The sequence below is a fragment of the Roseateles sp. So40a genome, assembly GCF_048081605.1.
Taxonomy (GTDB): Bacteria; Pseudomonadota; Gammaproteobacteria; order Burkholderiales; family Burkholderiaceae_C; genus Roseateles.
In genome coordinates, this window is record NZ_CP182288.1 from 1,478,106 (window position 1) to 1,504,020 (window position 25,915).

Genomic DNA, 25,915 nt, shown 5'->3' on the forward strand with positions numbered 1-25,915 from the left:
GGTGCTCAGCGTTCCCGCAGGCTCTCGTTGCCGACGCGCTCCAACGGGCTCAGCAGGAACTCGAGCACGCGGCGGCTGCCGGTGCGCACCTCCGCGTCCAGCGCCATGCCCGGGCGCAGCGGCACGCGGTTGCCGTCGATGTCGATGTCGCGTGCCGCCAGCGCGAGCGTCACCGCGAAGCGCGGGCCCAGCTGCTCGTGATCGATCGCATCGGGGCTCACGCGCGTGACCGTCGCGGCGATCGTGCCGTGGCGCGTGAACGGGAACGCCGCCAGCTTCACGGCCGCCGTGTCGCCGACTCGCACGAAGCCGATGTCCTGGTTGTCGAGCATCACCTCCGCGGTCATCGGGGCGTCGTCGGGCACCACGACCATCAGGGGCTGTCCCTCGGTGACGACGGCGCCGGGCCGGTAGACCGCCAGTTGCTGCACGGTGCCGTCCACCGGTGCCGACAGGCGGGTGAGCTGCTCGCGGCGGTCGGCCTTGCGGCGCTCGGTCTCCACCTGCGCCAGGCGCGTGGTGGCCTGGTTTCGCTGCGACCACCAACGCTGCCGCGATTCGGCGATCAGCGCCGTGCGCGCGGCCCGCGCCTCAGTCAACGCGGCGTCGGCCTCGCGGGCGCGCGCCCGCTGGGTGTCGAGCTCCCCCTCAAGGTCCATCCGCTCGCGTCGCCGGTCCTCCCAGGCGTGCGTGCTGGCAAAGCCCTCGCCGGCCAACGCGCGCAGATCGGCTTCGCGACGCGAGGCCGTGTCCAGCATCGCGGACAGGCGCGCCACCGCGGACAACGCGGTCTCCCGTTCGGCTTGACGGCGCGCGGTCTCGGCCTCCAGCCGGCCCAGCCGCGCGCGCAGGTCGGCCCACTCGGCGCGCAGCTGCTCGATCGCGGCGCGCGCGCGGACCTCGGGCCAGTCCGGCGGGACCGCCTCGTCCGGAACCCTGGCAGTCCCCCCTGCGTGCAGCGCTTGCAGCGTGTGAAGCAGCCGCGAGGCGCGCCACGCGGCCGCGTTGGCGTCCAGGCCTTGCTCGTGAAGCGTGGCCATGTCGGCGGCGGGCGCGGTCACATCGAGTTCCACGAGCGTCTGACCCGCGGTCACTCGATCGCCGTCGCGCACCGCGACGCGCTGCACGATGGCGCGCTCGAGCGGCTGGATCGCATGACCGCGATCGCTGACCACCAGCTTGCCGGACGCCACGGCGACGATGTCGACGCGCCCGATCGCCGACCAGATCAGCGCGAGCGCGGCGAGCGCGATCAGCAGCGCCGCGCAGCGACGGGGCGCGGGGTGCAGCGGCGTGTCGCGCAGCGCGAGCGCCGCGGGCAGGAAGGCCGCATCATCGGCGAGCCGCGCCGGACCCGCGAGTTCCGCGCGCGCGGCCCAGGCGGCGCGCAGGACGGCGGCGGCCCTCATGTCGCTGCTCCCGCTGTTCCCTCGGCACCCGCTGCTCCCGCTGCTCCGGCTGCAGCCTGCATCGACCACAGGCGCCGGTACAGGCCGGCCGGCCGCGTGAGGAGCTCCTCGTGTGGCCCCTGCTCGACGACGCGACCCGCGTCCATCACGACGACGCGATCCGTGCGTCGCACCGCGCTGAGCCGGTGGGCAATGATCAGCACCGTTCGACCGCGGCAGATGCTCGCCATGTTCCGGTGCAGCGCGGCCTCGCTTTCGTAGTCGAGCGCGCTGGTGGCTTCATCGAGGATCAGGATGCGCGGGTCGCCGAACAACGCGCGCGCGATGGCCACGCGCTGGCGTTGCCCGCCGGACAGCGAGCTGCCTTGCTCACCGACGATCGTGTCGTAGCCCTCGGGCAGCTCGCTGATGAAGTCGTGCGCGCCGGCGAGACGGGCGGCCTGCACGACCTGCTCGATCGGCGCCGCCGGGTCGGTGATCGCGATGTTCTCGCGCAGCGAGCGATGGAACAGCACGTTGTCCTGCAGCACCACGCCGACCTGGCGACGCAGCTGCGCCGCGTCGATCAGGCCGGTGTCGATGTCGTCGATCAACACGCGGCCTTCCTGCGGCAGGTGCAGCCGTTGCACCAGCGTGGTCAGGGTGCTCTTGCCGCTGCCCGACCGGCCGACGATGCCGACCACCTCGCCCGCGCGCAGCGACAGGTCCACGCCGCGCAGCGCCGGCGCGGCGGCCGGCCGGTAGCGGAAGGTGACATCGCGCAGCTCGATCGCGCCGCGCAGCGCGGGCAACTGCGCGGCGCTGGTGAGCGGGGTCTCGGTGCGCGTGTCGAGGATGTCGGCCAGACGGTCCATGGACAGGGCGGTCTGCTGGAAGTCGGTCCACAGGTTGGCCATGCGCATGACGGGCTGGGCGACGTGTTGCGCGAACATGTTGAAGGCGACGAACTGGCCCACCGTCAGCGCGCCATTCATGACCTGCTGTGCGCCGAACCACAGCGTGGCGGCCTGGGTCAGATGGCCCACGAGGCTCACGCCTTCATGACCCCAGGTGGCGAGGTTGCGCGAGCGGAAACTCGCCGAGACGTAGGCCGCGAGTTGCCGGTCCCAGCGCCGCGCGAAGCTGGGTTCCAACGCGCCGGCCTTGACGGTCTGAATGGCGGTCACGGACTCGACCAGCATCGCCTGGTTCTCCGCGCCGCGCGCGAACTGCTCGTCCAGGCGGCGACGCAGCACGGGCACGATGAACAGGCTCAGCAGGATGTAGGCGGGCAGGCTGAGCAGCACGATCAGCGTCAGCGGCACGCTGTAGAGCAGCATCACCGCGATGAAGACGATGGAGAAGAACAGGTCCAGCAGCACGGTCAGCGCCTGACCGGTGAGGAAGGCGCGGATGTGTTCGAGCTCACGCACCCGGGCGACCGAATCGCCGACCCGGCGGGCCTGGAAGTAGGCCAGCGGCAGCGCGACGAGGTGGCGAAAGAGCCGTGCGCCGAGTTCCACGTCGATGCGGCTCGTCGTATGGCTGAGGATGTAGTGGCGCAGTCCGGAGAGCAGGCCCTGGAAGAGCATCACCACGACCAGGCCGGTGACGATCACGTGTAGCGTGGACAGGCCCTGATGGACGAGCACCTTGTCCATGACGACCTGGAAGAACAGCGGATGTGCGAGCGCGAGGGCCTGCAGCACGAAGGAGATCAGGAGCACCTCACCGAGCAGGCGTCGATGTTTGACGAGCGCGGGGATGAACCAGGAGAAGTCGAAGCGGGCCTGCGCACCGATGAGGCTGGCTTGACTCGCTGCGAGCAGGAGTTCTCCGGTCCAGCGGGTTTGCAGATCGGCCCGGCTGAGGAGCAGGGGTCGCCCGTCGTGGACGGACGGATCGACGATGAGCGCGTCGCGATCGCTGACGCGCCCGATCACCACGGGATGTGGGGTGTCGGGCAGTCCTTGGTGAGGGGTGTTGTTGTCGGCGTGGTCGCCGATGTGATTGCCGCGCAGCCAGGCGATGGCGGGGAGGGGCAGGTGGGAGAGGCGGTCGGGGTTGACGCGCAGGAGGCGGGCCTTGAGTCCGAGGAGTCGAGCCGCGCGGAGCAGGTCGTTGGGTGTGACGGGCTCGTGGGGGGTGATGCCGAGTTGGTGGGCGAGGGCATCGGGATCGGCGGCGATCTCGTGGAAGGCGGCGAGGAGGCAGAGCGCGGCGAAGGGGGATGGGGAGGATGAAGGGGAAGAGGAAGAGGAAGAGGAAGAGGGAGGGGGATCAGACATCGGAGCTCACGAGCGTGGGGAGGGCGCGTGAGTCGAGGTCGATGGGACGGGGTTCCGCGATGACCTCGGTAAATCGGATCGACCCGAGCGGGTCTCCTCCTCGGAAGTATTAGGAGGAGCCCGCGGAGCGGGCGGGGGACATGGAGAGGAGGAGGCCCGCTCGGGTCGATCGTGCTCAGTCTCAGCGGCTGTGTGCCGTGAGCTTAGCCAGCGGAGAAGCGAGGCTGATCCCGGGGGCTGCACGACGCGCGGTGGAGCGGCCGTCCTCGTCGGTTTCGTCGAGGTCGGGGTGGGCGGCCCGGAGTGCGGGTTGTGTGGGATCGCGGCGCATGGCCACGCCGACGGCGAGCATGTCGATGACGAGCAGGTGGAGGATGCGGCTGATCATTGGCAGGTGGGTGGCGACGTCCTCGACGTGGTCGACGATGAGGGCGGCGTCTGCCTTCTTGGCCAACGGAGACTGGCTGGCCGTGATGGCGACGACATGCGCACCGCGTTCGCGTGCGGCGTCGGCGACGGCGATCAGCTCGGGCAGTTTGCCGCTGGAGCTGATGAGGACGGCGACGTCGCCGGGCTTGAGCGTCTGCGCGGCCAGCAATTGCAAGCGCGGTTCGACATAGGCATTGCAAGCCACGCCCAAGCGCAGGAACTTGAATTGCGCGTCCTGAGCGACCACGCCGTAATGGCCGATGGCGAAGAACTCGATGCGGGAGGCGTTGAGGAGCAGCTCGATGCTGCGATCGATCATGTCCCGGTTGAGTTGGCTGCGGACCTGGAGGATGGCGGAGGCGGTGTTGCCGAGCACCTTCTCGCCGAGTTCCACCATCGAGTCGTCTTGCGTGACCTGGGTGTGGCTGACGGGCACGGTGCCGGTGAGGCCGGAGGCCAGTCGCAGCTTGAAGTCGGAGAGGCCTTCGCAGCCCAGCGAGCGGCAGAAGCGGATCACCGTGGGCTGGCTGACGTTGGCCGCCTTGGCGATCTCGGCGATCGGATCGTTGAGCACCTTGCGCGAGTGGGCCAGCACGTGGTCCGCGACGCGTTGCTCGGCCGGGGACAGGCCGTCGCGTGCGCGCCGGATCTGGCCGACGATGGCCGACGCGCCTCCGCTGGTCTGCAGGCTGCGCAGCTGGGCTTCAAGGATGGCGGAGGCGCCCTTGAAGGTCGCGTGCTCGGCGGTGATGACGAAGGTGGGGATCGCGGTGACGTAGTCGGAGAAGCGGCCCTTGTCCTCGAAGCGTTCGCGGAAGCGGGAGCGGTCGAAGTACTCGCCCAGGCGCGGCACGATGCCGCCGCCGATGTAGATGCCGCCCAGCGCGCCCAGGGTGACGGCCAGGTTGGCCGCGGCGGTGCCCAGCAGCGTGCAGAAGAGCTCGAGGGTCTCCTCGCAGACCGGATCGGCGGCTTCCAGCGCGCGCGCGGTGATCTCCGGCGCGGACAGCGCTTCCGACGGCCGCTTCAGGTAGTCGGCCATCGCGCGGTGCATCAGTTCCAGGCCAGGGCCCGAGAGCAGGCGTTCGAAGGAGACGTGCTCGTACTCGTTCCAGGCGAAGCGCAGCAACGCGATCTCGCGTTCGTCGCGCGGCGCGAAGTTGGTGTGGCCGCCCTCGGAGCCCAGCGAGATCCAGCCTTCGCCGGCCGGGATCAGTCCCGAGACGCCCAGGCCGGAGCCCGAGCCCAGCAGGCCGATGACGCTGTGGGGGCGGGCCTCGCCGCCGCCGACCTGGCGGATCTCGCTGCCGCGCAGGCGGGGCAGGGCCATGGCCAGCGCGGTGAAGTCGTTGACCACCACCAGCGTGTCCAGGCCGAGGCGCTGACGCGCTTCCTCGATCGAGAACTGCCAGTGGTAGTTGGTCATGCGCACCAGGTCGCCCTCGACCGGGTTGGCGATCGCGATCGCCGCGTGCGCCACCTTGAGCTGGCGCGGAAGCCGGTCCATGAAGGCGCGCACCGCGGCGTGGAAGTCGGCGTGCTCGGCGCAGCGCAGGAGCGCGATGTGCTCGAACTCTCCCGGAGACGTTTCCAGGGCGAAACGGGCGAAGGTGCCGCCGATGTCGGCGATCAGTCGGGGACTGTCGAAATCACGCATGAAGAGGGGGCGGCAGGGAAGCGGCCATTATGTCTTGGCGCCGGGTACCCCCCGAAAGGGTTCGCCCTAGCCGGGGAGTTCACCCGCTATCGGGTGTGGTCCGAGGTGGGGCGGTCTTCCAACTGTAGTGCGACTACAGCAGGATTGACAGCTGCGGGAGAGATGGGATGAAATGGAAAAATCCATTGGCGACAATCAGTTGCCGATGATTTTTGAATTCTGGCGTCAAGGCCCGCTCCGTGAGCGACTCGACACCGGGGACACCGCTCTTGTGCAGGGATTGTAGTTTTGCTACCTTGCGCGAACGCCGCCATGAGCGGCCCCCGGTTTGCCGTGAAGGCGGGCCATCAAGCCGAACCAGCAGGACAAGAACAGTGCAAGCAGATCAGGGTGTGGCCGCGAGCCGGACAGAGACAACCGGCCAGGCAACGAACGCCGCGGGTTACCCGTGGCTGGTGGCGGACATCGGCGGGAGCAATGCCCGGTTCGCGTGGGTCGATGGTCCTGGCGCGCGCGTGCAGCATGTGCGCAAGCTGCCGGTCGCGCAGTATGAATCGCTGCGCGCCGCGGCGGAGGCATATCTCCAGGAGCTGGCCGGCCTGGGATTGTCGGCACGTCCGCGTCGGGCATCGCTCGCGCTGGCGACGGCGCTCGAGGGCGATCGGGTCGAACTGACGAACAGTCACTGGACCTTCTCCCGCAGTCAGCTGCAGGCGGATCTTGGCCTGGATGAGCTGCGCCTGCTCAACGATTTCGAGGCCTTGGCGCTGTCGCTGCCAGGCCTGCGCGCGGATCAGATCGCCGCCTTGCCGGGCCCCGCGCTGTCGACGCCGCGCGGCACGCTGGCCGTGATCGGTCCGGGTACCGGCCTGGGCGTGGGTGGTGTGATCGAGACCTCGGGTGGCTGGGTCGCGCTGCCGGGCGAGGGTGGGCACATGACGCTGGCCCCGACCAGCGACTACGAGAGCGAGTTGCTCGCCGTGGCCCGCAAGGAATTCCCGCATGTGTCGGCCGAACGTTTCCTCTCCGGTATCGGGCTGCCGACCTTGCAAGCCGCCGTGGCGACGGTCGCCGGCGAGCCTTCGGCACAACGCCTCAGCGCCGAGCAGATCGTGGAGCGGGCGCTGGCCGGCGACACCATCTGCGCCAAGACCATGGACCAGTTCTGCGCCTTCCTCGGCAGCTTCGCCGGCAGCGTCGTGCTGACGCTGGGCGCGCGAGGCGGTGTCTACATCGGCGGCGGCATCGTGCCGCGGCTGGGTGAGCGCTTCTTCCAGTCGGCGTTCCGGGCGCGCTTCGAGGACAAGGGGCGCTTCTCCTCCTATCTGGCGGGCGTCCCCTGCGTGCTGATCACCGACACGCTGACCGCGCTGGATGGCGCGGCCTTCGCGCTGGAGCAGTCGGTGCGCTGATTTGGTGCGCTGATCAGCAGATTGGGTTGTAGTCCAGCTACATCACAGCCTGTTAACGGCGGCCCTCGAGGCCGCCGTTTTGCTTTCTGCGCCCCTAATTTGACGGTTTATTCGTAGAAACCCGAGGTAACTTCGTCGTTTTTCCGCCATGAACCGGGCGGAAGGTGAGCGACAGGGTTTGCGAGAACTTGGATCGTGATCTAGTTTTAGTACAGAATTCTTTTCGAACGTTGGGTTCCGTCGTTCATACAGGAGACAAACAAATGAAGACATCGCACGCCTCGCGCGAGCTGTTCCGTGTGCAGCCGGTCGCTGCCGGTTGCCTCGTGACGCTGGCCCTGATGGCCGGCGCCGCGCACGCGCAACAGGCGCAGACCGAAGCCGACCGTCAGGCCGCCGAGAAGGCCGCCGCCGACAAGACGCTGGAGACGGTCACCGTGACCGGCATCCGCCGCGGCATCGAGGCCGCGATCTCGGTGAAGAAGAACTCCGACTCCATCGTCGAGGCGATCTCCGCCGAGGACATCGGCAAGCTGCCCGACGTGTCGATTGCCGAATCGATCGCGCGCCTGCCCGGCCTGTCGGCCCAGCGCGTGGCCGGCCGCGCGCAGGTGATCTCGGTGCGCGGCCTGTCGCCCGATTTCGCCACCACCCTGCTCAACGGCCGCGAGCTGGTCTCCACCGGCGACAACCGCACGGTCGAATTCGACCAGTACCCGTCCGAGCTGCTCAGCGGCGTGACGATCTACAAGACGCCGGACGCCGGCCTGGTGGGCCAGGGCCTGTCGGGCACGATCGACATGCTGACGGTCCGTCCGCTGAACTTCAGCAACCGCGTCGTCACGCTGAGCGCGCGCGGCCAGCGCAACTCGCTGGGCTCCGCCGCCGATTCGAGCGGCACCGGCAATCGCCTGAGCGCCAGCTACATCGACCAATTCGCCGACCGCACCATCGGCGTGTCTCTGGGCTTCGCGCACCAGGAGACGCCGGTGCAGGAAGAGCAGGTCGGCCTGTACGAGCCCTGGGCCGTCAACACCCGCCCGGGCGTGGCCGCCGGCACCTTCGTGTCCGACGGCATCAAGGCGCTGCGCCGCACCGGCAAGAACGAGCGCGACGCGGTCATGGGCACGATCGAGTTTCGTCCGACCAAGAGCTGGACCAGCGTCATCGACGGCTTCTGGACGAAGGCCAAGCAGGAAGACACGGCCAACCAGTTCGAGATGAACCTCCAGTACAACGGGAACTTCCCGTGCAGCCCGGCCTGCAACTGGACCTCGAGCACGACCAACGCCAACAACTCGCAGACCGGCGGCACGATCACCAACGTGGTCCCGCTGATCCGCGGCATGTACAACAAGCGCGAAGACAAGATCGTCGCCACCGGTTGGAACAACAAGCTCAAGTTCGACAATGGCATCTCGGTGACGGCGGACGTGAACTACTCGCGCGCCACCCGCAACGAGCTGAACCTGGAGAACAACACCCAGCTGACGCCGTCGCAGAACCTGCTGGACACGGCCAAGCTGGCCTTCTCCAGTGGCGGCTTCTCGCAAATCGTCCCGACGCTGGACTACTCCAACCCGGCCAACCTGTACCTGCGCGGCACCGTGTACGGCTCGGGCTACGGCAAGGTGCCCAGCGTCAAGGATGAGCTGACCGGCTTCAAGCTGGTGACCAACATCCCGGCGCCGGCGATGGCCTCCTCGCTGTTCAGCGACTTCGACGTCGGCCTGAACTACGCCGATCGCTCCAAGAAGAAGCGTCAGCCCGAAGGCAACATCGACGTGGGCGCGCAGGGCCCGACCACCATCGGCTCGGACCTGCAGTACTCGCCGGTCGACCTGAGCTTCGCCGGGCTGGGCTCCATCCCGGCCTGGAACGTGCCGGCCGCGGTCGCGCGCTACATGGTGTTCGCCCCGAGCGACACGGCCAACTTCCTGATCTCGAAGGCCTGGGACGTCGAGGAAAAGACGACGACTGCCTTCTTCAAGGGCAACATCGACACGACGACCTTCGGCATCCCGGTGCGCGGCAACGTCGGCCTGCAGGTGGTGAACGTCAAGCAGTCGTCGCACTCGAACTACTACGACGGGACGGCCCCCGCCGGCCAGCAGGTCAAGCCGATCGACGACGGCAAGACGGTCACCGACTTCCTGCCCAGCCTGAACCTGGCCTGGGCGCTGGGGGATGACCAGACGGTGCGCTTCGCGCTGGCCAAGCAGGTCGCGCGTCCGAAGGTGGACCAACTGCGCTCGGCGCTGGACTTCGGCGTCGACAACGCCACCGGCAAGCCCGGCGCCAGCGGCGGCAACGCCCGCCTGGACCCGTGGCGCGCCAACGCGCTGGACATCTCGTACGAGAAGTACTTCGGTTCCAAGGCCTACGTCTCGGCGGCCGGCTACTACAAGGACCTGCGGAGCTACATCTACACGCAGTCCTTCGACCAGTACGACTTCTCCCGGTTCGTCGCTGGCTACGTGCCGCCGTCGACCTGCGGCGTGGGTGGTGGCTCGCAATGCCCGCCGGTGCTGACCACCGGCGCCTACACCGCGCCGTACAACGGCTCGGGCGGCAAGCTGAAGGGTCTGGAGCTGACGGCCTCGCTGCCGCTGAACCTGATCTCGCCGGCCTTGAATGGCTTCGGCATCATCGCCAGCGCCAGCTTCAACGACAGCAACATCTCGATCAAGGATCCGGAAAGCGCGAGCAGCGTGGGCAGCGGCAACATCTCGCTGCCGGGCCTGTCCAAGCACGTCTACAACCTGACGGCGTACTACGAGCGCGACGGTTTCGAGCTGCGGGTGAGCCAGCGCAAGCGGTCGGACTTCATCGGCGAGATCGGCAACTTCAACGGCGCGCGCACGCTGCGCTACGTGGTGGGCGAGAGCATCGTCGACGCGCAGATCGGCTACAACTTCACCGAGGGTCCGCTGAAGGGTCTGGGACTGCTGGCGCAGGTCAACAACCTGACCAACGAGGCCTACCGGACCTATGCGGTCACGAAGGATCGCCCGCTCGAGTACATCAAGTGGGGTCGGACTTTCCTGGTGGGCGCGACCTATAAGTTTTGACGGTTGAGGCTTCGGCCTCCCTGTGAGACTCAACCCCGTCCGGCGTCAGCCGGGCGGGGTTTTTTCATGGGCGATCGCCACGACGGTGTGGTGGGACGCACTTGTAGCGAAGAACATAGATGTCGGTAAATTCGCGAATGTACTAACATATATGTCATGCCAAAGAGACCGGTCGCCGTAGATCAAATGCCTGTCGCCGTGCTCGCCCATCTGCGCGAGCTGGGTGAAAACCTGGCGCTGGCGCGCAAGCGTCGGCGGGAGCCGCTGAAGTCCTGGGCTCAGCGCATCGGCGTCTCCGAGCCGACGCTGATGCGCATGGAGCGGGGGGATCCCACGGTGTCGATGGCGGTCTACGCCACGGCGCTGTGGCTGATGGGGCGCGATGCCGCGCTGCCGGAACTCGCAGCGCCGGAGCATGACCGCGGAGCGTTGGAACAAGCTGTCAGGGTCGCCCGGCAGCGAGCCGTGAAGCGACGCACGACGATAGACGAGCGCCTTGCGTCCGGCGACGAAGGCAAGGCGAAGCCGGGAGACGAGGTATGACGATCGATGCGAAGACCCTGGAGCCGACGGATCTGCTCTGGCTGTGGTGGCTGGGCGACCCGCAGGCGCCTCGGCTGATTGGCGAGCTACGTCTCGTGCGATCGCTCAAGGGCGTGTCCCTGACCTATGGAGCGGATTGGCTGAAGAACGGTTTCGCGTTGAGCGAGGACCTCCGACTCGACCCGGGTGAGATCCTTCCTGTGGACAAGGAGACGGCCGTGGGTGCCGTCGACGACGCGCGTCCTGACCGATGGGGCGAGCGGGTGATCCGGTTCCTGGATCGGCCCCGCCGCCTGGCGGTGTTCGATTACCTCTACTACGCCGGCCATGAACGCTTCGGGGCGCTTGGGGTGTCGCTGTCCGCGACCGAGTATCGGCCTCGTCAGATCGGTCCCTTGCCGCGACTGGGCGACGTCGCCGCGATGGAGGCGATGGCGCAGCGCATCCTGGCCGGCGAACCCGTGGATGAAGCGAGCCGACGCCTGATCGCGCCGGGCGTCACGTTTGGCGGGGCACGTCCCAAGGGTCTGATCGAGATCGACGGTCATCAATGGGTGGTCAAGTTTTCTGAGCCCGGTGAGCTCTTCGACATGCCTCGGGTCGAGCACGCGACGATGACCCTGTGTGCCCGTGCCGGCATCGAGGTCGCGGAGACGCGAGCCATCCATCTGCCGCAGGGCACTGCCGTGGCGGTTCGCCGTTTCGACAGGGCGGGCACACGTCGCCTGCATGCGATTTCAGCCCACGTCGCGTTGAGGGCGATGAAGGCGGAACTCGGGTATCCGGAGCTGGCGCAGTTGTTGCGCCGTCGCGGTGTGACGGCGAATGGACAGGCGCAAGCGCAGATGCGGGAGCTGTTCCGCCGCATGGTGTTCAACATCCTGATCGACAACACCGACGATCACGAAAAGAACCACGTGCTGCTGACCATGCCCCACGGTGAACTGACCTTGTCACCGGCCTTCGATGTACTGCCTTCGGGACAGGCGCTCGGGTATCAGCAGCTGCGGGTGGGATCGCAGGGTCATGAATCGACGATCGACAACGCCATGTCAGAGGCTCGGCTCTTCGGCCTGAACGCCTCGGAGGCGACCGCCGAGGTCTCTCGCGTCGCGCGCGCCGTGGACGGATGGCGGGCCCACTTCGAGCAGGTCGGTGTGCTGCCACGCGACATCACTCTGCTGGCCGATCAGATCGACCGACCCTCGCTGGCGGAACAGCGTGCGGCGTATCTCACCTGAGGTTCACTCGCCGACCAGCACCCGCCCCGTCATCGCGCCGATCTCCACCAGCAGCTTCCCATTGGCTGCCGCCTTCATCGGCGCCCCCGGCGTCATCGCATCGATGAACGGCACGCCGCGCAGCGCCGCGGGCAGCGCGATCTCCACGCGCAGCGGCTCGGCCGCGTTGTTCATCGCGACGATCGCGTTGCGCTTGCCGTCCTGACGCAGCAGCACGATCACGTGTTCATCGAGCCACAGCGGCGCCGACAGGCTGCCGTGGCGCAGCACCGATTGCGCATGCCGCAGCGCCACCAGGCGCTTGACCTGATCGCGCAGTGCAAGGTCCGGCTGACCGCCTTCATCCGCCCACGGATACGGCGCGCGGTTGTAGGGATCCTCGCCGCCGCCCATGCCCACCTCGTCGCCGTAGTAGATCGTCGGCGCACCGGGCCAGGTCATCTGGAAGAACATCGCCAGCAGCAGCCGACGCTTGCCCTCGGCGACCTTCTCGGGCGGGCTGTCGTCGCGCGCGCCGAAGTGGTACAGCGCGCGCGGCTGGTCATGGGAGGACAGCAGCGTCATCGACGCGAAGAGCGCCGGCGCCGGATACGACTCGCGCAGCAGCTCCAGGTTCTGATACACGCGTTCCGCATTGGCACCGGCGGCGAAGTCCAGCGCCGTGTTGCGGAAGATGTAGTTCATCGTCGCGTCGAAGGTGTCGCCGAGGAAGAACTTGCTCGCGTCGAACCAGGTCTCGGCGATCGTGAGCGCCTCGGGCTGATGGCGCTTCACCGCGACGCGCCACGCGCGCCAGAAGTCGTCGGGCACCCAGGGCGCGACATCCATGCGCCAGCCCGCGGCGCCGCGGTCCAGCCAGTACTGCATGACGCCGTTCATGCCGAAGGCGTAGTCGCGGAAGGCGCGGCTCGATTTGTCGATCTCAGGCAGGTCCTTGATGCCGATCCATGCGCCGTATTGGTCGTCGGGCTGCGGCTTGGTGAGATCGAACTTGAACCAGCTCGCATAGGGCGAGGCCGGGTTGGGCTTGCCGTTGTCGAAGGCGCCGCCGGCGGGGAAGTTGCCGAAGCGGTTGAAGTAGGGCGAGTCCGCGCCGACGTGGTTCAGCGAGGTGTCCGGGATCACGCGCAGGCAGCGCTTGCCGGCCTCGCTGGTCAGGCGCTGGAAGTCGTCGTTGGTGCCGAAGGCGGGGTCGATGCGCTTGTAGTCGCCGGTGTCGTACTTGTGATTGCTGGCCGCCTGGAACACCGGCGTCAGGTAGATCGCATTGGCGCCGAGGTCGCGCAGGTCGTCGAGCTTGTCGATGAGTCCGGCGAGATCGCCGCCGAAGAAGTCGTTGTTGTAGACCGCATCGGAGCCATCGCCGCTGCCCGGCTTGTAGGGCTTGTCGATCCAGCGCGGATGGCGCTCGATGCCGTGGTCCTGGTACCTCGCGCGGCCGACCTGCGGGTCGTTGGTCTTGTCGCCGTTGCGGAAGCGCTCCGGGAAGACGTAGTAGTAGACGAGGTCACGCGCGAAGTCGGGCACGGCGAAGTCGGACGCGTGGATGGTCTGGCGATAACGCCGGATGGCCATCGGCGGCACGGGCCCCTTGCCCGCGGCGATCGCAGGCAGCGGCGCGACCTCGGCCGGGCCCATCGATCCCTTCTCCTTGGTCCAGTAGATGGTGTCGGCGTTGTTCTGCACGACGTAGCGCGCGCCGTCGACGGTGGCGACGAAGTAGTAGCCGTAGACGCCCGGGCCGCCGAATCGATGGCGCGCCTTCCACTGCTCGCGGCCCGAGGCGGCGCCGGCCTTGTGCAGCGGCACGCGGGCTTCCTCGGTGTAGGCGATGAGGTCCTCGTTGCCCTCGACGCGACGCCGCTCGATGACAAGCTCAAGCTTGTCGACGCCGGGCAGGGCGGTGAGCGAGAACTCGATCCAGGTCTTGGCCGGCTGCGCGCCGAAAGGCTGCTTGAAGGCGGCGAGGCGCGAGTCGTAGCGCAGGCTGGCGGCGATGGGGTTGAGCGTGGTGGGTGGGACTGGGGCCGGCGAGGCGGCGGTCGCTGCGGTGCCGGTCGCTGCCGGGGTCGTCGCGTCCTGAGCGAAGGCCAGCGCGGGCGCGAGCAACAGGCTGGCGAGCAGGAGGCGACGTGTCGAGGGCGTGGCGTTCATGGCTCGACGCTATCGCGAAGCAGCGCGCTTGAGGCTTGGTAGAAGTATCCCTAGCTGGAAGAGCTTACAGGGCCTGCCCCAGGGGAGCGGTACGCCCCCTACCATCGCCGACGGATCGGCCCCCGAAGGGTGTTGATCCCAGCCTACCTTCTGCTGTGAAGAAGGACATTCAAGGGAAGAAGATGCAACAAGAGCAAGTGAAGAAGGATGCGGAACCCGTGCGTTCCGTCGGTTTCGAGTTCGCCCGTGAACTGACGCCCGAAGAGCTCCAGCTGGTGAGCGGCGGCGTGCTGACGGAGGCTGCCTACACGCCGACCGGCAATCCGGAAGCGGACTGCGACTGATGGAAGCGGGGTGGCCTCGGCCACCCTTTTCACGATGCTCGACATGATCCCCGCCTGGCGCATCGCCCTCGCGGTGTGCCTCACGATCCCTGCCAACGCCGTCCATGCCACGGATCGCTGCGACGACCTGCTTGACCGCGAATCTCCTGCTTTCGCGAAACAAACCCCCAAGGAATTCGACCTCACGCCCGGACAGGGCTGGCGATTGCTCGCCACCGAGGGTTGCAAGGCGCAGGCAGCCGTGGCGATCCAGCGTTTCCTGTCCGAGGGAGATCGCCCGTATCACGTCTATTTCCATGGTGCGCAAATGGATGCGACCGTGGGGAACTATCCGGCTGCATTGGAAAAGCTCCAGCGGGCCCGGCGCCCGGAGATGGCCGCTGACTCGCCCTTCAAGTGGAACGACTATGTCGACGCCGTGGCAGCGTTTCTCCGTCGCGACCTGGACAGCCTCAGGCGATGTCGTCAGGAGATCGCCCAGCGCGCCGACGTGCCCGGCAATGCGGCCAACCTCAAGGTCGTGGATCAGTTGATCGACCATTTCGGAAAGCCGTACGGCGAGATATTCAGATGAAGCCCAGACAAGGCGCCAAGACGATCCTGATCCCCACCCAAGTCGAGGACGTGCACGCGCTGGCAGTGTCAGCCGTGCTCTCGCAATGGGGGCACCATCCGGTGAGATGGTTCGGCGCGGACTATCCCAATCAACAGACCGTCACAGTCGCGATCGATGCCGACTCTGTGTCGGTGCGCACGGCCGGTACCGCGATCGATCTCGACACGCGCGCGACGCCGGTCGACGCGGTGTGGTTCCGGCGGCCTTGCGCGCCGTCATTGGTGGATGTGCATCCGGATGATCAGGACTTCGTGGGCCGCGAGAACCTGAAGTTCTTCTCATCGATGTGGTGGTCGCTGGACGAGGGCACCGCGTGGATCAACCCGTATGCGGCCTATCGGCGCGCCAACAGCAAGGTGGCCCAATTGATGGCCGCGCGCAAGACCGGCCTCAAGGTGCCTCGCACGCTCTTCACCAATCGCCGGGAGGACGTGCTGGCGTTGCTGGATGCTTGCGGGGACGGCAACGTCGTCTACAAGCCCCACAAGATCATGGAATGGCAACTGGACGGCGGCGGCTTGCGCATCGGCAGGGCGGTGCGCATCGACCGTCACCGTCTGCCTCAGGAGTTGTCGGTGCGATCGACGGCGTCGATCTACCAGGAGCTGGTGCCGGTGCGCGCCGAGTATCGAGTGACGATCATGGGTGAGCACGTCGTCGCCGCGCGCATCGATAGCGAGCTGGAATACGGCATCGACTGGCGCAACGTGCCTTTCGACGCGGTGAAGATCGCGCCGGTGCAGTTGCCGGACAGGGTGCGGCGTGCCTGTCTCGACGTGATGGCCGAACTCGGCATCGTCTTCGGATGCTTCGATCTCATCGAGTCGAAAGCCGGGGACTGGTGCTTCATCGAGGTCAACGAGATGGGGCAGTTCCTGTGGAAGGAAGTGGCCAATCCGGAGCTCGCGATGCTCGATACTTTCGCGCGATTCCTGCTGGCCCGCGCTGGCGCACCGATGCCGGATGCGAGACCGGTGGCTTTCAGCGAGGTCGCGTCCTCGCCGGACTACCTCGGACAGCTGACGCGCGATCGCGAGTTGCACGCGCGACGCGCGGGGGTGGTGTCGTTGTATGACTCGTTCTGAATAGATGAGCTGGGCGCGTTCCTGGATGCCGACGGCATGGCAGCACCTCCGGTGGCCACGAACTTCACGGAGGTCTCTCGCGCCCGGCTCCTGCGGATCAACAGCGAGATCCCTCAGCCCTTCACTCCACCCGCCGTCAGTCCCGACACGATCCAGCGCTGGGCCAGCAGGAACACCGCCGTGATCGGCAACCCCGACAGCACCGCCGCCGCCGCGAAGTCGCCCCACAGGAAGCGCTGGTCGTGCAGGAAGTACTTCGATCCCACCGCCAGCGTCAGGTTCGACTCCTCGCGCAGCAGCACCGAGGCGACCGGATACTCGATGATGCAGCCGATGAACGCCAGCACGAACACCACCATCAGGATGGGCACCGCCATCGGCAGCAGCACCAGCCGGAACGCCTGCCAGTGCGTCGCGCCGTCCACCTTCGCGTTCTCCTCGATCTCCACCGGGATCGTCTCGAAGTAGCCCTTGATCGTCCAGATGTGCGTCGCCACGCCGCCCAGGTAGGCCACGATCACGCCCGCGTGCGTCTCGATGCCCAGCCACGGCACGAAGGTGCCGATGGTCTCGAAGATCGCGTAGATCGCCACCAGCGCCAGCACCGGCGGGAACATCTGCAGCAGCAGCATGCTGTTCAGGATCCCGCCCTTGAACGGGAAACGCAGCCGCGCGAAGCCATACGCCGCCGTCGTCGAGATCGCCACGATCAGCACCGCCGAGATCGTCGCCACCTTGATCGAGTTCCACAGCCACGTCAGCACCGGGAAGGGCGGCTGCACCAGCGAGCCGTCCGCCGCCTGGTACGGAATGCCCAGCGCGAGCTGCCAGTGCTCCAGGCTGATCGTGGTCGGGATCAGGCTGCCCGTGGCGAAGTTGCCCGGCCGCAGCGAGATCGACACCACCGCCAGCAGCGGGAACAGCGTGACGGCCAGGAAGCCCCACAACATCGCATGCGCCGCCACCACGCGCCAGCGCGCCTGCTTGCCTCGAACGATCGCCATGTGATGCTCCTCAGCGGTTGGCGTTGCGCATCAGGCGCAGGTTGAGCAGCGACATGCCCGCCACCAGGATGAAGATCAGCGTCGAGATCGCCGCGGCGAGCCCGAAGTCCGTCCCCGAGTCGCGGAACGCGATCCGGTAGGTGTAGCTCACCAGGATGTCGGTCTGCCCCGCCGGGATCTTGGTCGACAGATAGTCCGGCCGGCCGTCGGTCAGCAGCGCGATCAGCACGAAGTTGTTGAAGTTGAACGCGAAGGCCGACACCAGCAGCGGCGACAACGGCTTGATGATCAGCGGCGCCGTGATCTTGAAGAAGTTGGTCAGCGGTCCCGCGCCCGCGAGCGCCGAGGCCTCGTACAGGTCCGATGGAATCGCCTTCAGCAGCCCTGTGCACAGGATCATGATGTACGGGTAGCCCAGCCACACGTTCACGATCAGCAGCATCGTGCGCGCCAGCGTCGGGTCGGCGAACCACGCCGGGCGCACGCCGAAGAGCGCGTCCAGGATCGCGTTGATCTCGCCGAAGTTCTGGTTGAACAGGCCCTTGAACACGAGGATCGAGATGAACCCCGGCACCGCGTAGGGCAGGAACAGCAGCGTGCGGTAGGTCGTGCGATAGCGCAGGTCTTCCCAGTTCAGCAGCACCGCCAGCATCATTCCGATCGCCGTGGCGAAGATCACCGTCAGCAGCGAGAACACCACCGTCCAGCCGAAGATCGACAGGAAGGGACCGCGGAACTCCGCGTCGAAGAGCATGCGCTTGTAGTTCTGCGCGCCCACCATCACCTTGTAGCCCGGCGCCAGGTGCGTGCCCGCGGCCGCGCCCTGGCCTTCGTAGTAGCCGGTGGTGGCGTCGGGCTTGAACAGCGCGCCATCGGCCACGCGTTTCATCGCGCCATCCGGCTGTTCCTGGAAGTGCGGCCGGATCGGGCCGAAATCGCGCAAGCCCAGGTAATGCAGCGTGGCGGCTTCTCCAGATTCCCCCGGGAGGTTCAGCCGCAACTGCGACAGCGCCTGTCGATGCTCGACCAGCTCCTTGAGCGTGAGCGCCGTGCCCAGCGTCGCGTCGGCCGGCCCGGCAGCATGCATCGCCACGTCCAGCGGCTTGCTCGTCGCGCGCAACGCCAGCGGCGTCGACACGAACTGCGGCGCGCCGCTGGCCGGGTCGCGCAGCACCACGCGGAAGTCGCTGCCCGCGCCGTGCACCGAGTAATCGCGCACCGCGTCCATCACCGTGTCGTGCTGGTCGAGCAGGAACTCGCGCACGCGCTCCTGGCTCAGCAGGTGGGCCGAGGAGTAGTTGGTGAAGCCGATCTGCGTCGTGAACGCGAGCGGGAACGCGATGAACAGCAGCATCCCGGCCACGCCGGGGAACAGGTAGCGGTAGGCGAAGCCCGCCTTGGACAGGTAGACCGCGAAGCCCGCGCCGAACAGCAGCAGCGCGCCGAGCGCCCAGCTCGTCAGGCCCGCCGCGTACAGCATGAACACGAGGTACAGCGCCGCCAGCGCGATCACCGCGATCGTGGGCCAGTACAGCGCGCGTCCCAGGCGATCAAGCACGCCGGGCGCCTGGCGCGTGTAGGCCTCGGCCAGCGGCGAGCCGGGCAGGGCGGCGGACAGCGCCGGGGAGGAAGCGGTCGTGGCGTTCATTGCTTGAGCAGCATCCGGCCCGACGCGCCGTCCAGCGCGTCCTTGGGGCTTTGCAGGCCGTTGGTGATGGCTTCCAGCGCCGCGTCCATCGCGGTCCAGAAGCGCCCCACCTCGGGGATGTTGGGAATGGCCTCGCCGGCGCGCGCGTTCTCCATGCTGGCGCGGATCAGCGGGTTCACCGACAGCGCCTGGTAGAAGGCCTTGTTGGCCGGCACGCCGATGGGCACGTCGGCATCGAGCACCTTCAGCGACGCGGGCCGCATCAGGTGCTGCTCGATGAACTCGCGCGCGAGGTCCTTGTTCTTCGACGGCGCCGAGATCATGCAGCCCAGCACGCCGACGAAGGGCTTGCTCGGCTTGCCCGGCACCACCGCGGGGATGGGCGCCACGCCGATGTCGATGCCGGCCTTGCGTGCGTTCTCCCAGGCCCAGGGGCCGGAGATCATCATCGCGATCTCGCCGCGCGCGAAGCTCGATTCCATCTCGGAATACCGCGCGCCGCGCGGCATCACGCCGTCCTCGATCAAGCGCGCGAGCAGGCGGCCCGCGCTCAGCGCGCCCTCGTTGTTGACCTGCACCTGGCGGGCGTCGAAGTCGCCCTGCGCGTCACGGCCGAAGATCACGCCGCCCGCGCCCGCGAACATCGGCCAGGTGAAGAAGCTCTTGTTGTAGTCCCACAGGATCGCGTGCTTGCCGCGCTGGCGCAGCGACTTGTCGATCTCGATCAGCGCGTCCCAGGTCGCGGGCGGCTTGGGCACCAGCGCCTTGTTGTAGATCAGGCCTGTCGTCTCGATCGCGATCGGGTAGCCCCAGTAGCGGCCCTGATAACGGAAGGCCTGCCAGGCGGCGGGCTCGACCTCGTCATAGAGCGCCTTGCGCGGCTGCACCGGCGTGAGCAGGCCGGCCTTGGCCCATTCGCCCACGCGGTCATGCGGCCAGCAGAAGATGTCCGGGCCCTTGCCGGCGCCGGCGGCCTGCGTGTACTTCTCCGGCGCGTCGACCGGATGCTCGACGACGACCTTCACGCCGGACTCGCGCTCGAACGCGTCGCCGACCTTCTGCAGGCCGTTGTAGGCCTTGTCGCCGTTGATCCAGACGAGCAGCTTGGGCGCGCCCGCCGATGTCGATGCCGATGAGGTCTGCGCGGCCGCGCGCTCGCAGCCGCTCAGCAGCACGAGCGCGGTCACCGCAGTCAGCGCCGCGCTTGCCAGCGCCGGCGGGCAGGACAGGCGACGCGTCATGCCGCGGCTCCGAGCCGCTTGAACGCGAGGCCCTGGGTATCGAAGAGATAGCAGAGCTCGGGCGGCAGGTGCAGCTGCAGCGTGTCGCCGGTGCGCACCCGGGTGCGGCCGTCAAACTCGCAGGTCAGCGCGTCCTCGACGCCGGGATAGGCGCAGTAGGCATGCGTCACGCCGCCCAGCGATTCGACGAAGGTGACCGTGCTGGCGATCAGGTTGGCGTCGCCGCCTACCTCGAAGTGTTCCGGGCGCAGGCCCAGCGTGACCTTGTCGCCGGGCTTGGCGCGCGACGCGTCGACCTGCGTGCGGACGGTCGCGCCGTCGCTCAGGCGCACCACCGCGTGGTCAGCCGCGGCGCTCACGATCTCGGCCTCGATGAAATTCATCCTCGGGCTGCCGATGAAGCCGGCCACGAAGAGGTTGTCCGGATGCTCGTAGAGCTCCAGCGGCGTGCCGACCTGCTCGATCTGGCCGGCGCTCAGCACCACGATGCGATCGGCCAGCGTCATCGCCTCGACCTGGTCGTGCGTGACGTAGACCATCGTCGTCTTGAGGTCCTCGTGCAGCTTGGCGAATTCATACCGCATGCGCACGCGCAGCGCGGCGTCCAGGTTGGACAGCGGCTCGTCGAAGAGGAAGACCTCGGGCTTGCGCACGATCGCGCGCCCGATGGCCACGCGCTGACGCTGACCGCCCGACAGGTCCTTGGGCTTGCGCTCGAGCAGATGCTCGATGTGCAGGATGCGCGCGGCGTAGCGCACCGCGCGGTCGATCTCGTCCTTGGGGACCTTGGCCAGCTTCAACCCGAACGCCATGTTGTCGTACAGGTTCATGTGGGGGTAGAGCGCGTAGCTCTGGAAGACCATCGCGATGCCGCGCTCCGCGGGCGGCACATCGTTGACCAGCCGGCCGCCGATGCGCAGCTCGCCGCCGGTGATGTCCTCCAGCCCCGCGATCGTGCGCAGCAGCGTGGACTTGCCGCAGCCCGACGGGCCGACGAACACCATGAACTCGCCGTCCCGGATCTCCAGGTCGATGCCATGCAGGATCTTGGTCTCGCCGTAGGCCTTGGCCACGGCTTGAAGCTTCACGTCCGCCACTGGGTGTCTCCTAATTTGTAGAGAATATACATGCCTGATGATCGATTCACAACGCGTTCACACCCGCATTCGCCCGGTCGAATCGCCTGAAATCAATGGCTTAGCATGAATCTCGGGATAACCCGATGTAGTCAAACTACAGGATTTGCAAACGCTTGAGGGATACTTCATCCCATGACGACCGCCTCCCTTGCCCCCGCCGTGGCCGCGACCGACGCGCGCGCCGCCTTCCAGCATGCGCTGCGGCGCGAACTGCACGCCAGTGGCGTGACGGCCCAGACGGCCACGATCGCCACCGCGCCCCTCCTGATGCGCGCCGCCGCCGCGGCCTGTCGCGAGCTGCTGGGCCAGCGCTGGGCCGACACGCAGGCCGCGGATGCGGTCCGGGGCGCGCGCGCCGAGGTGCGCCGCGTGCATTACCTGTCGATGGAATTCCTGATGGGCCGGGCGCTGGGCAACGCGCTGGCCGCGCTGAAGCTGGACGATACGTTGCGCGAGGCCTTCGCCGCACAGGGGCAGTCCCTGCCCGACGTGCTGGAGCGCGAGCCCGACGCCGCGCTGGGCAACGGCGGCCTGGGCCGCCTGGCGGCGTGTTTCCTGGACTCCTTCGCGGAGCTGGGCCTGCCGTCCTTCGGTTACGGCCTGCGATACCAGTACGGCATGTTCGCGCAAGGCATCCAGGACGGACGCCAGGTCGAGGCCCCGGATGACTGGCTCGCGCTGGGCAATCCCTGGGAAGTGATGCGGCCCGAGCTGCGTTATCCGGTGGGTTTTGGCGGGCACGTCGAGGTGCGCGCCGACGGATCGCGGCGCTGGATGCCGGCTGAGGCTCTGGTCGCGACGGCATATGACTTCATCGTGCCCGCGCATCACAGCGCCCGCGTGTCCACGCTGCGCCAGTGGCACGCGCAGGCCGCCGCGCCGATCGACTTCGCCGCGTTCTGCCGGGGCGAGCACCACGCCGCCGCCGCGCACCGCGTGGCCGCGGACGCGCTCAACTGGGTGCTGTATCCCGACGACAGCACCGAGTCCGGCCGCACGTTGCGCCTCAAGCAGGAGGCCTTCCTGGTCAGCGCCTCGCTGCAGGACCTGATCGCGCGCCACCTGCGCGAGACCGGCTCGCTGCAAGGCCTGGGCCGCGCCAACGCGATCCACCTCAACGACACGCATCCGGCGCTGGCCCCGGCCGAGCTGATGCGGCTGCTGCTCGACGATCACGGCCTGTCCTGGGATGAGGCCTGGGCGATCACCCGCGAGGCGGTCAGCTACACGAATCACACGCTGATGCCCGAGGCGCTGGAGACCTGGCCGGTGCGCATGTTCGAGGCGCTGCTGCCGCGTCACCTCGAGCTGATCTACGAGATCAACCGTCGCTTCCTGGACGACGTCGCGCTGCGCTTCCCCGGCGACGTGGCGCTGCTGCGCCGCGTGTCGCTGATCGACGAGGGGCAGGGCGAAGACGGCAACGGCCACGGCCACGGCGAGCGCCGCGTGCGCATGGCCGCGCTGAGCATCGTGGCCTCGCACCGCGTGAACGGCGTCGCCGCGCTGCACTCGGAGCTGATGGTCCAGACCATCTTCGCGGACTACGCGCGCATCTTCCCGTGCCGCTTCCACAACGTGACCAACGGCGTGACGCCGCGCCGCTGGCTGCAGCAGGCCAATCCCGCGCTGTCGGCGCTGCTCGACGCGCGCATCGGCACCGGCTGGCGCCAGCGGCTCGATGAGCTCGAGCGCGTGAAGCCGCTGGCGGCCGATGTCGAATTCGGCGAGCAGCTGCAGGCCGTCAAGCGCGCCAACAAGCTGCGCCTGGCCGCGCGCATCCAGCGCGAGCTGGGCGTGGCGGTGAACGTGGACAGCCTCTTCGACGTCCAGATCAAGCGCATCCACGAGTACAAGCGCCAGCTGCTCAACGTGCTGCACGTGATCAGCCGCTACCAGGCGATCGTCGCGAACCCCGATGGCGACTGGGTGCCGCGCACCGTGGTGATCGCCGGCAAGGCGGCGTCGGCCTACGTGACGGCCAAGTCCATCATCCAGCTCACGCACGACGTGGCCCGCGTGATCGCGAGCGACCCGCGCGTGGGCGACCGGCTGCGCCTGGTGTTCCTGCCCAACTACGGCGTGTCGCTGGCCGAGACCATCATCCCCGCGGCCGACCTGTCCGAGCAGATCTCCACGGCGGGCACCGAGGCCTCGGGCACCGGCAACATGAAGTTCGCGCTCAACGGCGCGCTGACGATCGGCACCTGGGATGGCGCCAACATCGAGATGGCGCAGGCCTTCGGCGAGCGCAACATGTTCACCTTCGGGCTGCGCACCGAGCAGGTCGACGCGCTCAAGCGCGCGGGGTACGAGCCGCGCCAGGTCGTCGAGCAGAACCCGACGCTGCGCGCGGTGATCGACGCGATCGCGCGGGGCGACTTCTCGCAGGGCGACGCGGGCCGCTACCGCGCGCTCGTGGACAAGCTGCTGGGCGAGGACGTCTACCTGTTGATGGCCGACTTCGCCGACTACCTGCGCGCGCAGGCCGAGGTCGACACGTTGTTCCGCGATCGGCAGGCCTGGGCCGCGCGCGTGGCGCTGAACATCGCCGGCATGGGGATGTTCTCGTCGGACCGCACGATCGAGGAATACATCGATCGCGTCTGGTCGGTGAAGAGCCTGGGCTGAGGGCGGAAGGACTCGACGTGTCGACCTCGCCGTTGCTGCCGCAGGCCGAGCTCGCGCTGCTCGCGCGCGGTGAGCATCCGCGTCCGTGGTTGTGGCTGGGCGCTCATCCGGTCGCGCATCCGGGCACCGAGGACGGTGCATGCGGTGTGCGCTTCGCCGTGTGGGCGCCGTCGGCCTCGCGCGTGGCGGTGGTCGGTGACTTCAACGGCTGGCGCGGCGACGCGCACCCGATGCGTCGCGTCGATCCCGTCGATGGGCTCGATGCCGGCGTCTGGGAAGTCTTTGTGGCGGGCGCGGCGCGCGGCCAGTTCTACAAGTACGACATCACCGGCGCGGACGGCAAGCGCCTGCCGCTCAAGGCCGATCCCTATGCGTTCCGGGCGCAACTGCGGCCCGACAACGCCAGCGTGATCGAGGGCCTGCACGACGCGCATCCGCTTCCCGTGCACCGGGCCGCGCTCAATCGACGCGACGCGCCGATGAGCATCTACGAGGTCCATGCGATGTCGTGGCGGCGGCCGGACCTGGAAGAGGATTCGGATGCAGCGCCCCTCGATGACCGCGCCGCGGCCACCGCGGTGGACTGGGACTTCCTCGCGAGCGAGCTGCCCGCGTATGCCGCGGGCCTGGGCTTCACGCATGTGGAGCTGATGCCGATCACGGAGTTTCCGTTCGATGGCTCCTGGGGTTATCAGACGCTGGGCCTGCACGCGCCCACTGCGCGGCTGGGCGACCCCGACGGCCTGCACCGATTCGTCGCGGCCTGCCATGCGGCGGGGCTGGGCGTGCTGCTGGACTTCGTGCCGGCGCATTTCCCCGAGGATCCGCATGGGCTCGCACGCTTCGACGGCACGGCGCTCTACGAGTACGCCGATCCGCGCGAGGGCTGGCACCGCGACTGGCACACGCGCATCTACGACTTCGGCAAGCCGCAGGTGCGGCAGTTCCTGTGCGGCGCGGCGCTGTTCTGGGCCGAGCGCTACGGCATCGACGGGCTGCGCGTGGACGCGGTGGCGTCGATGCTCTACCGCGACTACTCGCGGCCGTCCGGCGAGTGGGTGCCCAACGTCCATGGCGGCACCGAGAACCTCGAGGCGATCGCGCTGCTCAGGCAGATGAACGAGCTGCTGGGCCGCGAGGCGCCCGGCGTGATCACGCTGGCCGAGGAGTCGACCGCATTCCCGCGCGTGTCCGCGCCGACCTCGATGGGCGGCCTGGGCTTCCACTACAAATGGAACATGGGCTGGATGAACGACACGCTGCATTACCAGCGCGAGCAGCCCATCCACCGCGCCTGGCATCACGAGAAGATGAGCTTCGGCCTGGTCTACGCGTTCAGCGAGAACTTCCTGCTGCCGCTGTCGCATGACGAGGTGGTCCATGGCAAGGGGTCGCTCCTGATGAAGATGCCGCCCGGGGACGGTGCCGGTCACGGCGAACCGGGGGATGCGGCGGATCAGCAGCGCTTCGCCAACCTGCGGGCGTATCTCGGCTTCATGTGGGCGCATCCGGGCAAGAAGCTGCTGTTCATGGGCCAGGAATTCGCGCAACGCGACGAATGGGACTTCCAGCGCGCGCTGCCCTGGACGCTGCTGGACGATCCGCGCCATGCGGGCGTGCAGCGCCTGGTGGGCGCGCTCAACCGCCTCTATCGGGAGCAGCCCGCGCTGCATCGCCGCGACTGCGAGGCCGAAGGCTTCGAATGGCTGGTCGAGGACGACCGCGCGCAGTCGGTCTTCGCGTGGGTGCGGCGAGGCGGGCAGGGCACGGAAGGCCGCGAGATCGTCGCCATCTGCAACTTCACGCCGGTGGCTCGACCGGGCTACACGCTGCGCATGCCGCGCGGCGGCGACTGGCGCGTGCTGCTGGACACCGATGCCGCGGTCTTCGGCGGCAGCCAGTGCGATCCGTCGTCGGCATCGACGCAGGACCCGTTGCCCCGTTTCAGCGCGAGCGGCGATGATCCCGCGATCACGTTGACGCTGCCGCCGATGGCAACGCTGTTCCTGGCGCCGGCATGAGCC

Annotated in this window: 16 protein-coding genes and 1 pseudogene; 9 read left to right on the forward strand and 8 right to left on the reverse strand. The window is 68.0% G+C overall.

The window, feature by feature from the left end:
• Positions 1–5: 5 nt before the first annotated feature.
• The 3 genes and pseudogenes from ACNI65_RS06915 to ACNI65_RS06925 all read right to left on the reverse strand — a co-directional run.
• Positions 6–1,409, reverse strand: a complete 1,404-nt coding sequence (locus tag ACNI65_RS06915; RefSeq protein ID WP_416762007.1) for an HlyD family type I secretion periplasmic adaptor subunit — start codon at positions 1,407–1,409, stop codon at positions 6–8.
• Positions 1,406–3,676 (reverse strand): type I secretion system permease/ATPase, encoded by a 2,271-nt coding sequence (locus ACNI65_RS06920; protein ID WP_416762008.1) that lies wholly within the window; start codon positions 3,674–3,676, stop codon positions 1,406–1,408. Before ACNI65_RS06920 ends, ACNI65_RS06915 begins: the two co-directional genes overlap by 4 nt.
• Positions 3,677–3,844: 168 nt before the next feature.
• A pseudogene (locus ACNI65_RS06925) lies at positions 3,845–5,762 on the reverse strand (glucokinase); the annotation flags it as partial.
• Between the two features lie 374 nt (positions 5,763–6,136).
• Here ACNI65_RS06925 and glk point away from each other — a divergent pair.
• The 4 genes from glk to ACNI65_RS06945 all read left to right on the forward strand — a co-directional run bounded on the left by glk (position 6,137) and on the right by ACNI65_RS06945 (position 12,029).
• Positions 6,137–7,174, forward strand: coding sequence for a glucokinase (gene glk / locus ACNI65_RS06930; protein ID WP_416762009.1), 1,038 nt, complete (start codon positions 6,137–6,139; stop codon positions 7,172–7,174).
• Between the two features lie 263 nt (positions 7,175–7,437).
• Entirely contained in the window at positions 7,438–10,245 is a 2,808-nt protein-coding gene (locus ACNI65_RS06935) for a TonB-dependent receptor (protein ID WP_416762010.1), read from the forward strand.
• Between the two features lie 198 nt (positions 10,246–10,443).
• Entirely contained in the window at positions 10,444–10,788 is a 345-nt protein-coding gene (locus ACNI65_RS06940) for an XRE family transcriptional regulator (protein ID WP_416762011.1), read from the forward strand.
• Positions 10,785–12,029 carry a type II toxin-antitoxin system HipA family toxin gene (locus tag ACNI65_RS06945; protein WP_416762012.1) on the forward strand — a complete coding sequence of 415 codons (1,245 nt, stop codon included), beginning with the start codon at positions 10,785–10,787 and terminating at the stop codon, positions 12,027–12,029. The genes ACNI65_RS06940 and ACNI65_RS06945 overlap by 4 nt, the downstream gene beginning before the upstream one ends.
• 3 nt (positions 12,030–12,032) lie before the next feature.
• Here ACNI65_RS06945 and ACNI65_RS06950 read toward each other — a convergent pair whose 3' ends face one another.
• A complete protein-coding gene (locus ACNI65_RS06950) occupies positions 12,033–14,183 on the reverse strand; it encodes a glycoside hydrolase family 13 protein (protein WP_416762013.1) in 2,151 nt (716 codons plus the stop codon).
• A gap of 182 nt (positions 14,184–14,365) precedes the next feature.
• On the opposite strand from ACNI65_RS06950, the gene ACNI65_RS06955 reads away from it, so the two are divergent.
• From ACNI65_RS06955 to ACNI65_RS06965, 3 genes are read left to right on the forward strand one after another with little or no spacing between them, the layout of a single operon-like run.
• The gene (locus ACNI65_RS06955) at positions 14,366–14,527 is read left to right on the forward strand and encodes a hypothetical protein (protein ID WP_416762015.1); all 162 of its coding nucleotides are present in this window, start codon (positions 14,366–14,368) and stop codon (positions 14,525–14,527) included.
• Positions 14,528–14,561: 34 nt separating this feature from the next.
• Entirely contained in the window at positions 14,562–15,101 is a 540-nt protein-coding gene (locus ACNI65_RS06960) for a hypothetical protein (RefSeq protein ID WP_416762017.1), read from the forward strand.
• Positions 15,098–16,228: an ATP-grasp domain-containing protein gene (locus ACNI65_RS06965; RefSeq protein ID WP_416762018.1), complete on the forward strand. Its 1,131-nt coding sequence runs from the start codon at positions 15,098–15,100 to the stop codon at positions 16,226–16,228. Before ACNI65_RS06960 ends, ACNI65_RS06965 begins: the two co-directional genes overlap by 4 nt.
• Positions 16,229–16,341: 113 nt before the next feature.
• On the opposite strand, the gene malG is transcribed toward ACNI65_RS06965, so the two are convergent.
• From malG to ACNI65_RS06985, 4 genes are read right to left on the reverse strand one after another with little or no spacing between them, the layout of a single operon-like run.
• Entirely contained in the window at positions 16,342–17,232 is an 891-nt protein-coding gene (malG, locus tag ACNI65_RS06970; protein ID WP_416762019.1) for a maltose ABC transporter permease MalG, read from the reverse strand.
• A 10-nt stretch (positions 17,233–17,242) separates the two neighbouring features.
• Entirely contained in the window at positions 17,243–18,880 is a 1,638-nt protein-coding gene (gene malF, locus ACNI65_RS06975; protein WP_416762021.1) for a maltose ABC transporter permease MalF, read from the reverse strand.
• Positions 18,877–20,121: a maltose/maltodextrin ABC transporter substrate-binding protein MalE gene (gene malE / locus ACNI65_RS06980; protein WP_416762022.1), complete on the reverse strand. Its 1,245-nt coding sequence runs from the start codon at positions 20,119–20,121 to the stop codon at positions 18,877–18,879. Before malE ends, malF begins: the two co-directional genes overlap by 4 nt.
• Positions 20,118–21,218, reverse strand: a complete 1,101-nt coding sequence (locus ACNI65_RS06985; RefSeq protein WP_416762024.1) for an ABC transporter ATP-binding protein — start codon at positions 21,216–21,218, stop codon at positions 20,118–20,120. Before ACNI65_RS06985 ends, malE begins: the two co-directional genes overlap by 4 nt.
• 174 nt (positions 21,219–21,392) lie before the next feature.
• Here ACNI65_RS06985 and ACNI65_RS06990 point away from each other — a divergent pair, with 174 nt between their 5' ends.
• Together ACNI65_RS06990 and glgB are read left to right on the forward strand one after the other, a co-directional pair.
• A complete protein-coding gene (locus ACNI65_RS06990) occupies positions 21,393–23,891 on the forward strand; it encodes a glycogen/starch/alpha-glucan phosphorylase (protein ID WP_416762025.1) in 2,499 nt (832 codons plus the stop codon).
• 17 nt (positions 23,892–23,908) lie between these two features.
• Entirely contained in the window at positions 23,909–25,912 is a 2,004-nt protein-coding gene (gene glgB, locus ACNI65_RS06995; protein ID WP_416762026.1) for a 1,4-alpha-glucan branching protein GlgB, read from the forward strand.
• Positions 25,913–25,915: the final 3 nt, after the last annotated feature.

Excerpts from the sequence above, each read along its gene's own strand:
- ACNI65_RS06920 (WP_416762008.1), bottom strand. The coding sequence starts at position 3,676 with ATGTCTGATCCCCCTCCCTCTTCCTCTTCCTCTTCCTCTTCCCCTTCA.
- ACNI65_RS06960 (WP_416762017.1), top strand. The coding sequence starts at position 14,562 with ATGCTCGACATGATCCCCGCCTGGCGCATCGCCCTCGCGGTGTGCCTC.
- malE (WP_416762022.1), bottom strand. The coding sequence starts at position 20,121 with ATGACGCGTCGCCTGTCCTGCCCGCCGGCGCTGGCAAGCGCGGCGCTG.
- ACNI65_RS06990 (WP_416762025.1), top strand. The coding sequence starts at position 21,393 with ATGACGACCGCCTCCCTTGCCCCCGCCGTGGCCGCGACCGACGCGCGC.
- ACNI65_RS06915 (WP_416762007.1), bottom strand. The coding sequence starts at position 1,409 with ATGAGGGCCGCCGCCGTCCTGCGCGCCGCCTGGGCCGCGCGCGCGGAA.
- ACNI65_RS06965 (WP_416762018.1), top strand. The coding sequence starts at position 15,098 with ATGAAGCCCAGACAAGGCGCCAAGACGATCCTGATCCCCACCCAAGTC.
- malG (WP_416762019.1), bottom strand. The coding sequence starts at position 17,232 with ATGGCGATCGTTCGAGGCAAGCAGGCGCGCTGGCGCGTGGTGGCGGCG.
- ACNI65_RS06935 (WP_416762010.1), top strand. The coding sequence starts at position 7,438 with ATGAAGACATCGCACGCCTCGCGCGAGCTGTTCCGTGTGCAGCCGGTC.
- malF (WP_416762021.1), bottom strand. The coding sequence starts at position 18,880 with ATGAACGCCACGACCGCTTCCTCCCCGGCGCTGTCCGCCGCCCTGCCC.
- ACNI65_RS06945 (WP_416762012.1), top strand. The coding sequence starts at position 10,785 with ATGACGATCGATGCGAAGACCCTGGAGCCGACGGATCTGCTCTGGCTG.
- ACNI65_RS06950 (WP_416762013.1), bottom strand. The coding sequence starts at position 14,183 with ATGAACGCCACGCCCTCGACACGTCGCCTCCTGCTCGCCAGCCTGTTG.
- ACNI65_RS06955 (WP_416762015.1), top strand. The coding sequence starts at position 14,366 with ATGCAACAAGAGCAAGTGAAGAAGGATGCGGAACCCGTGCGTTCCGTC.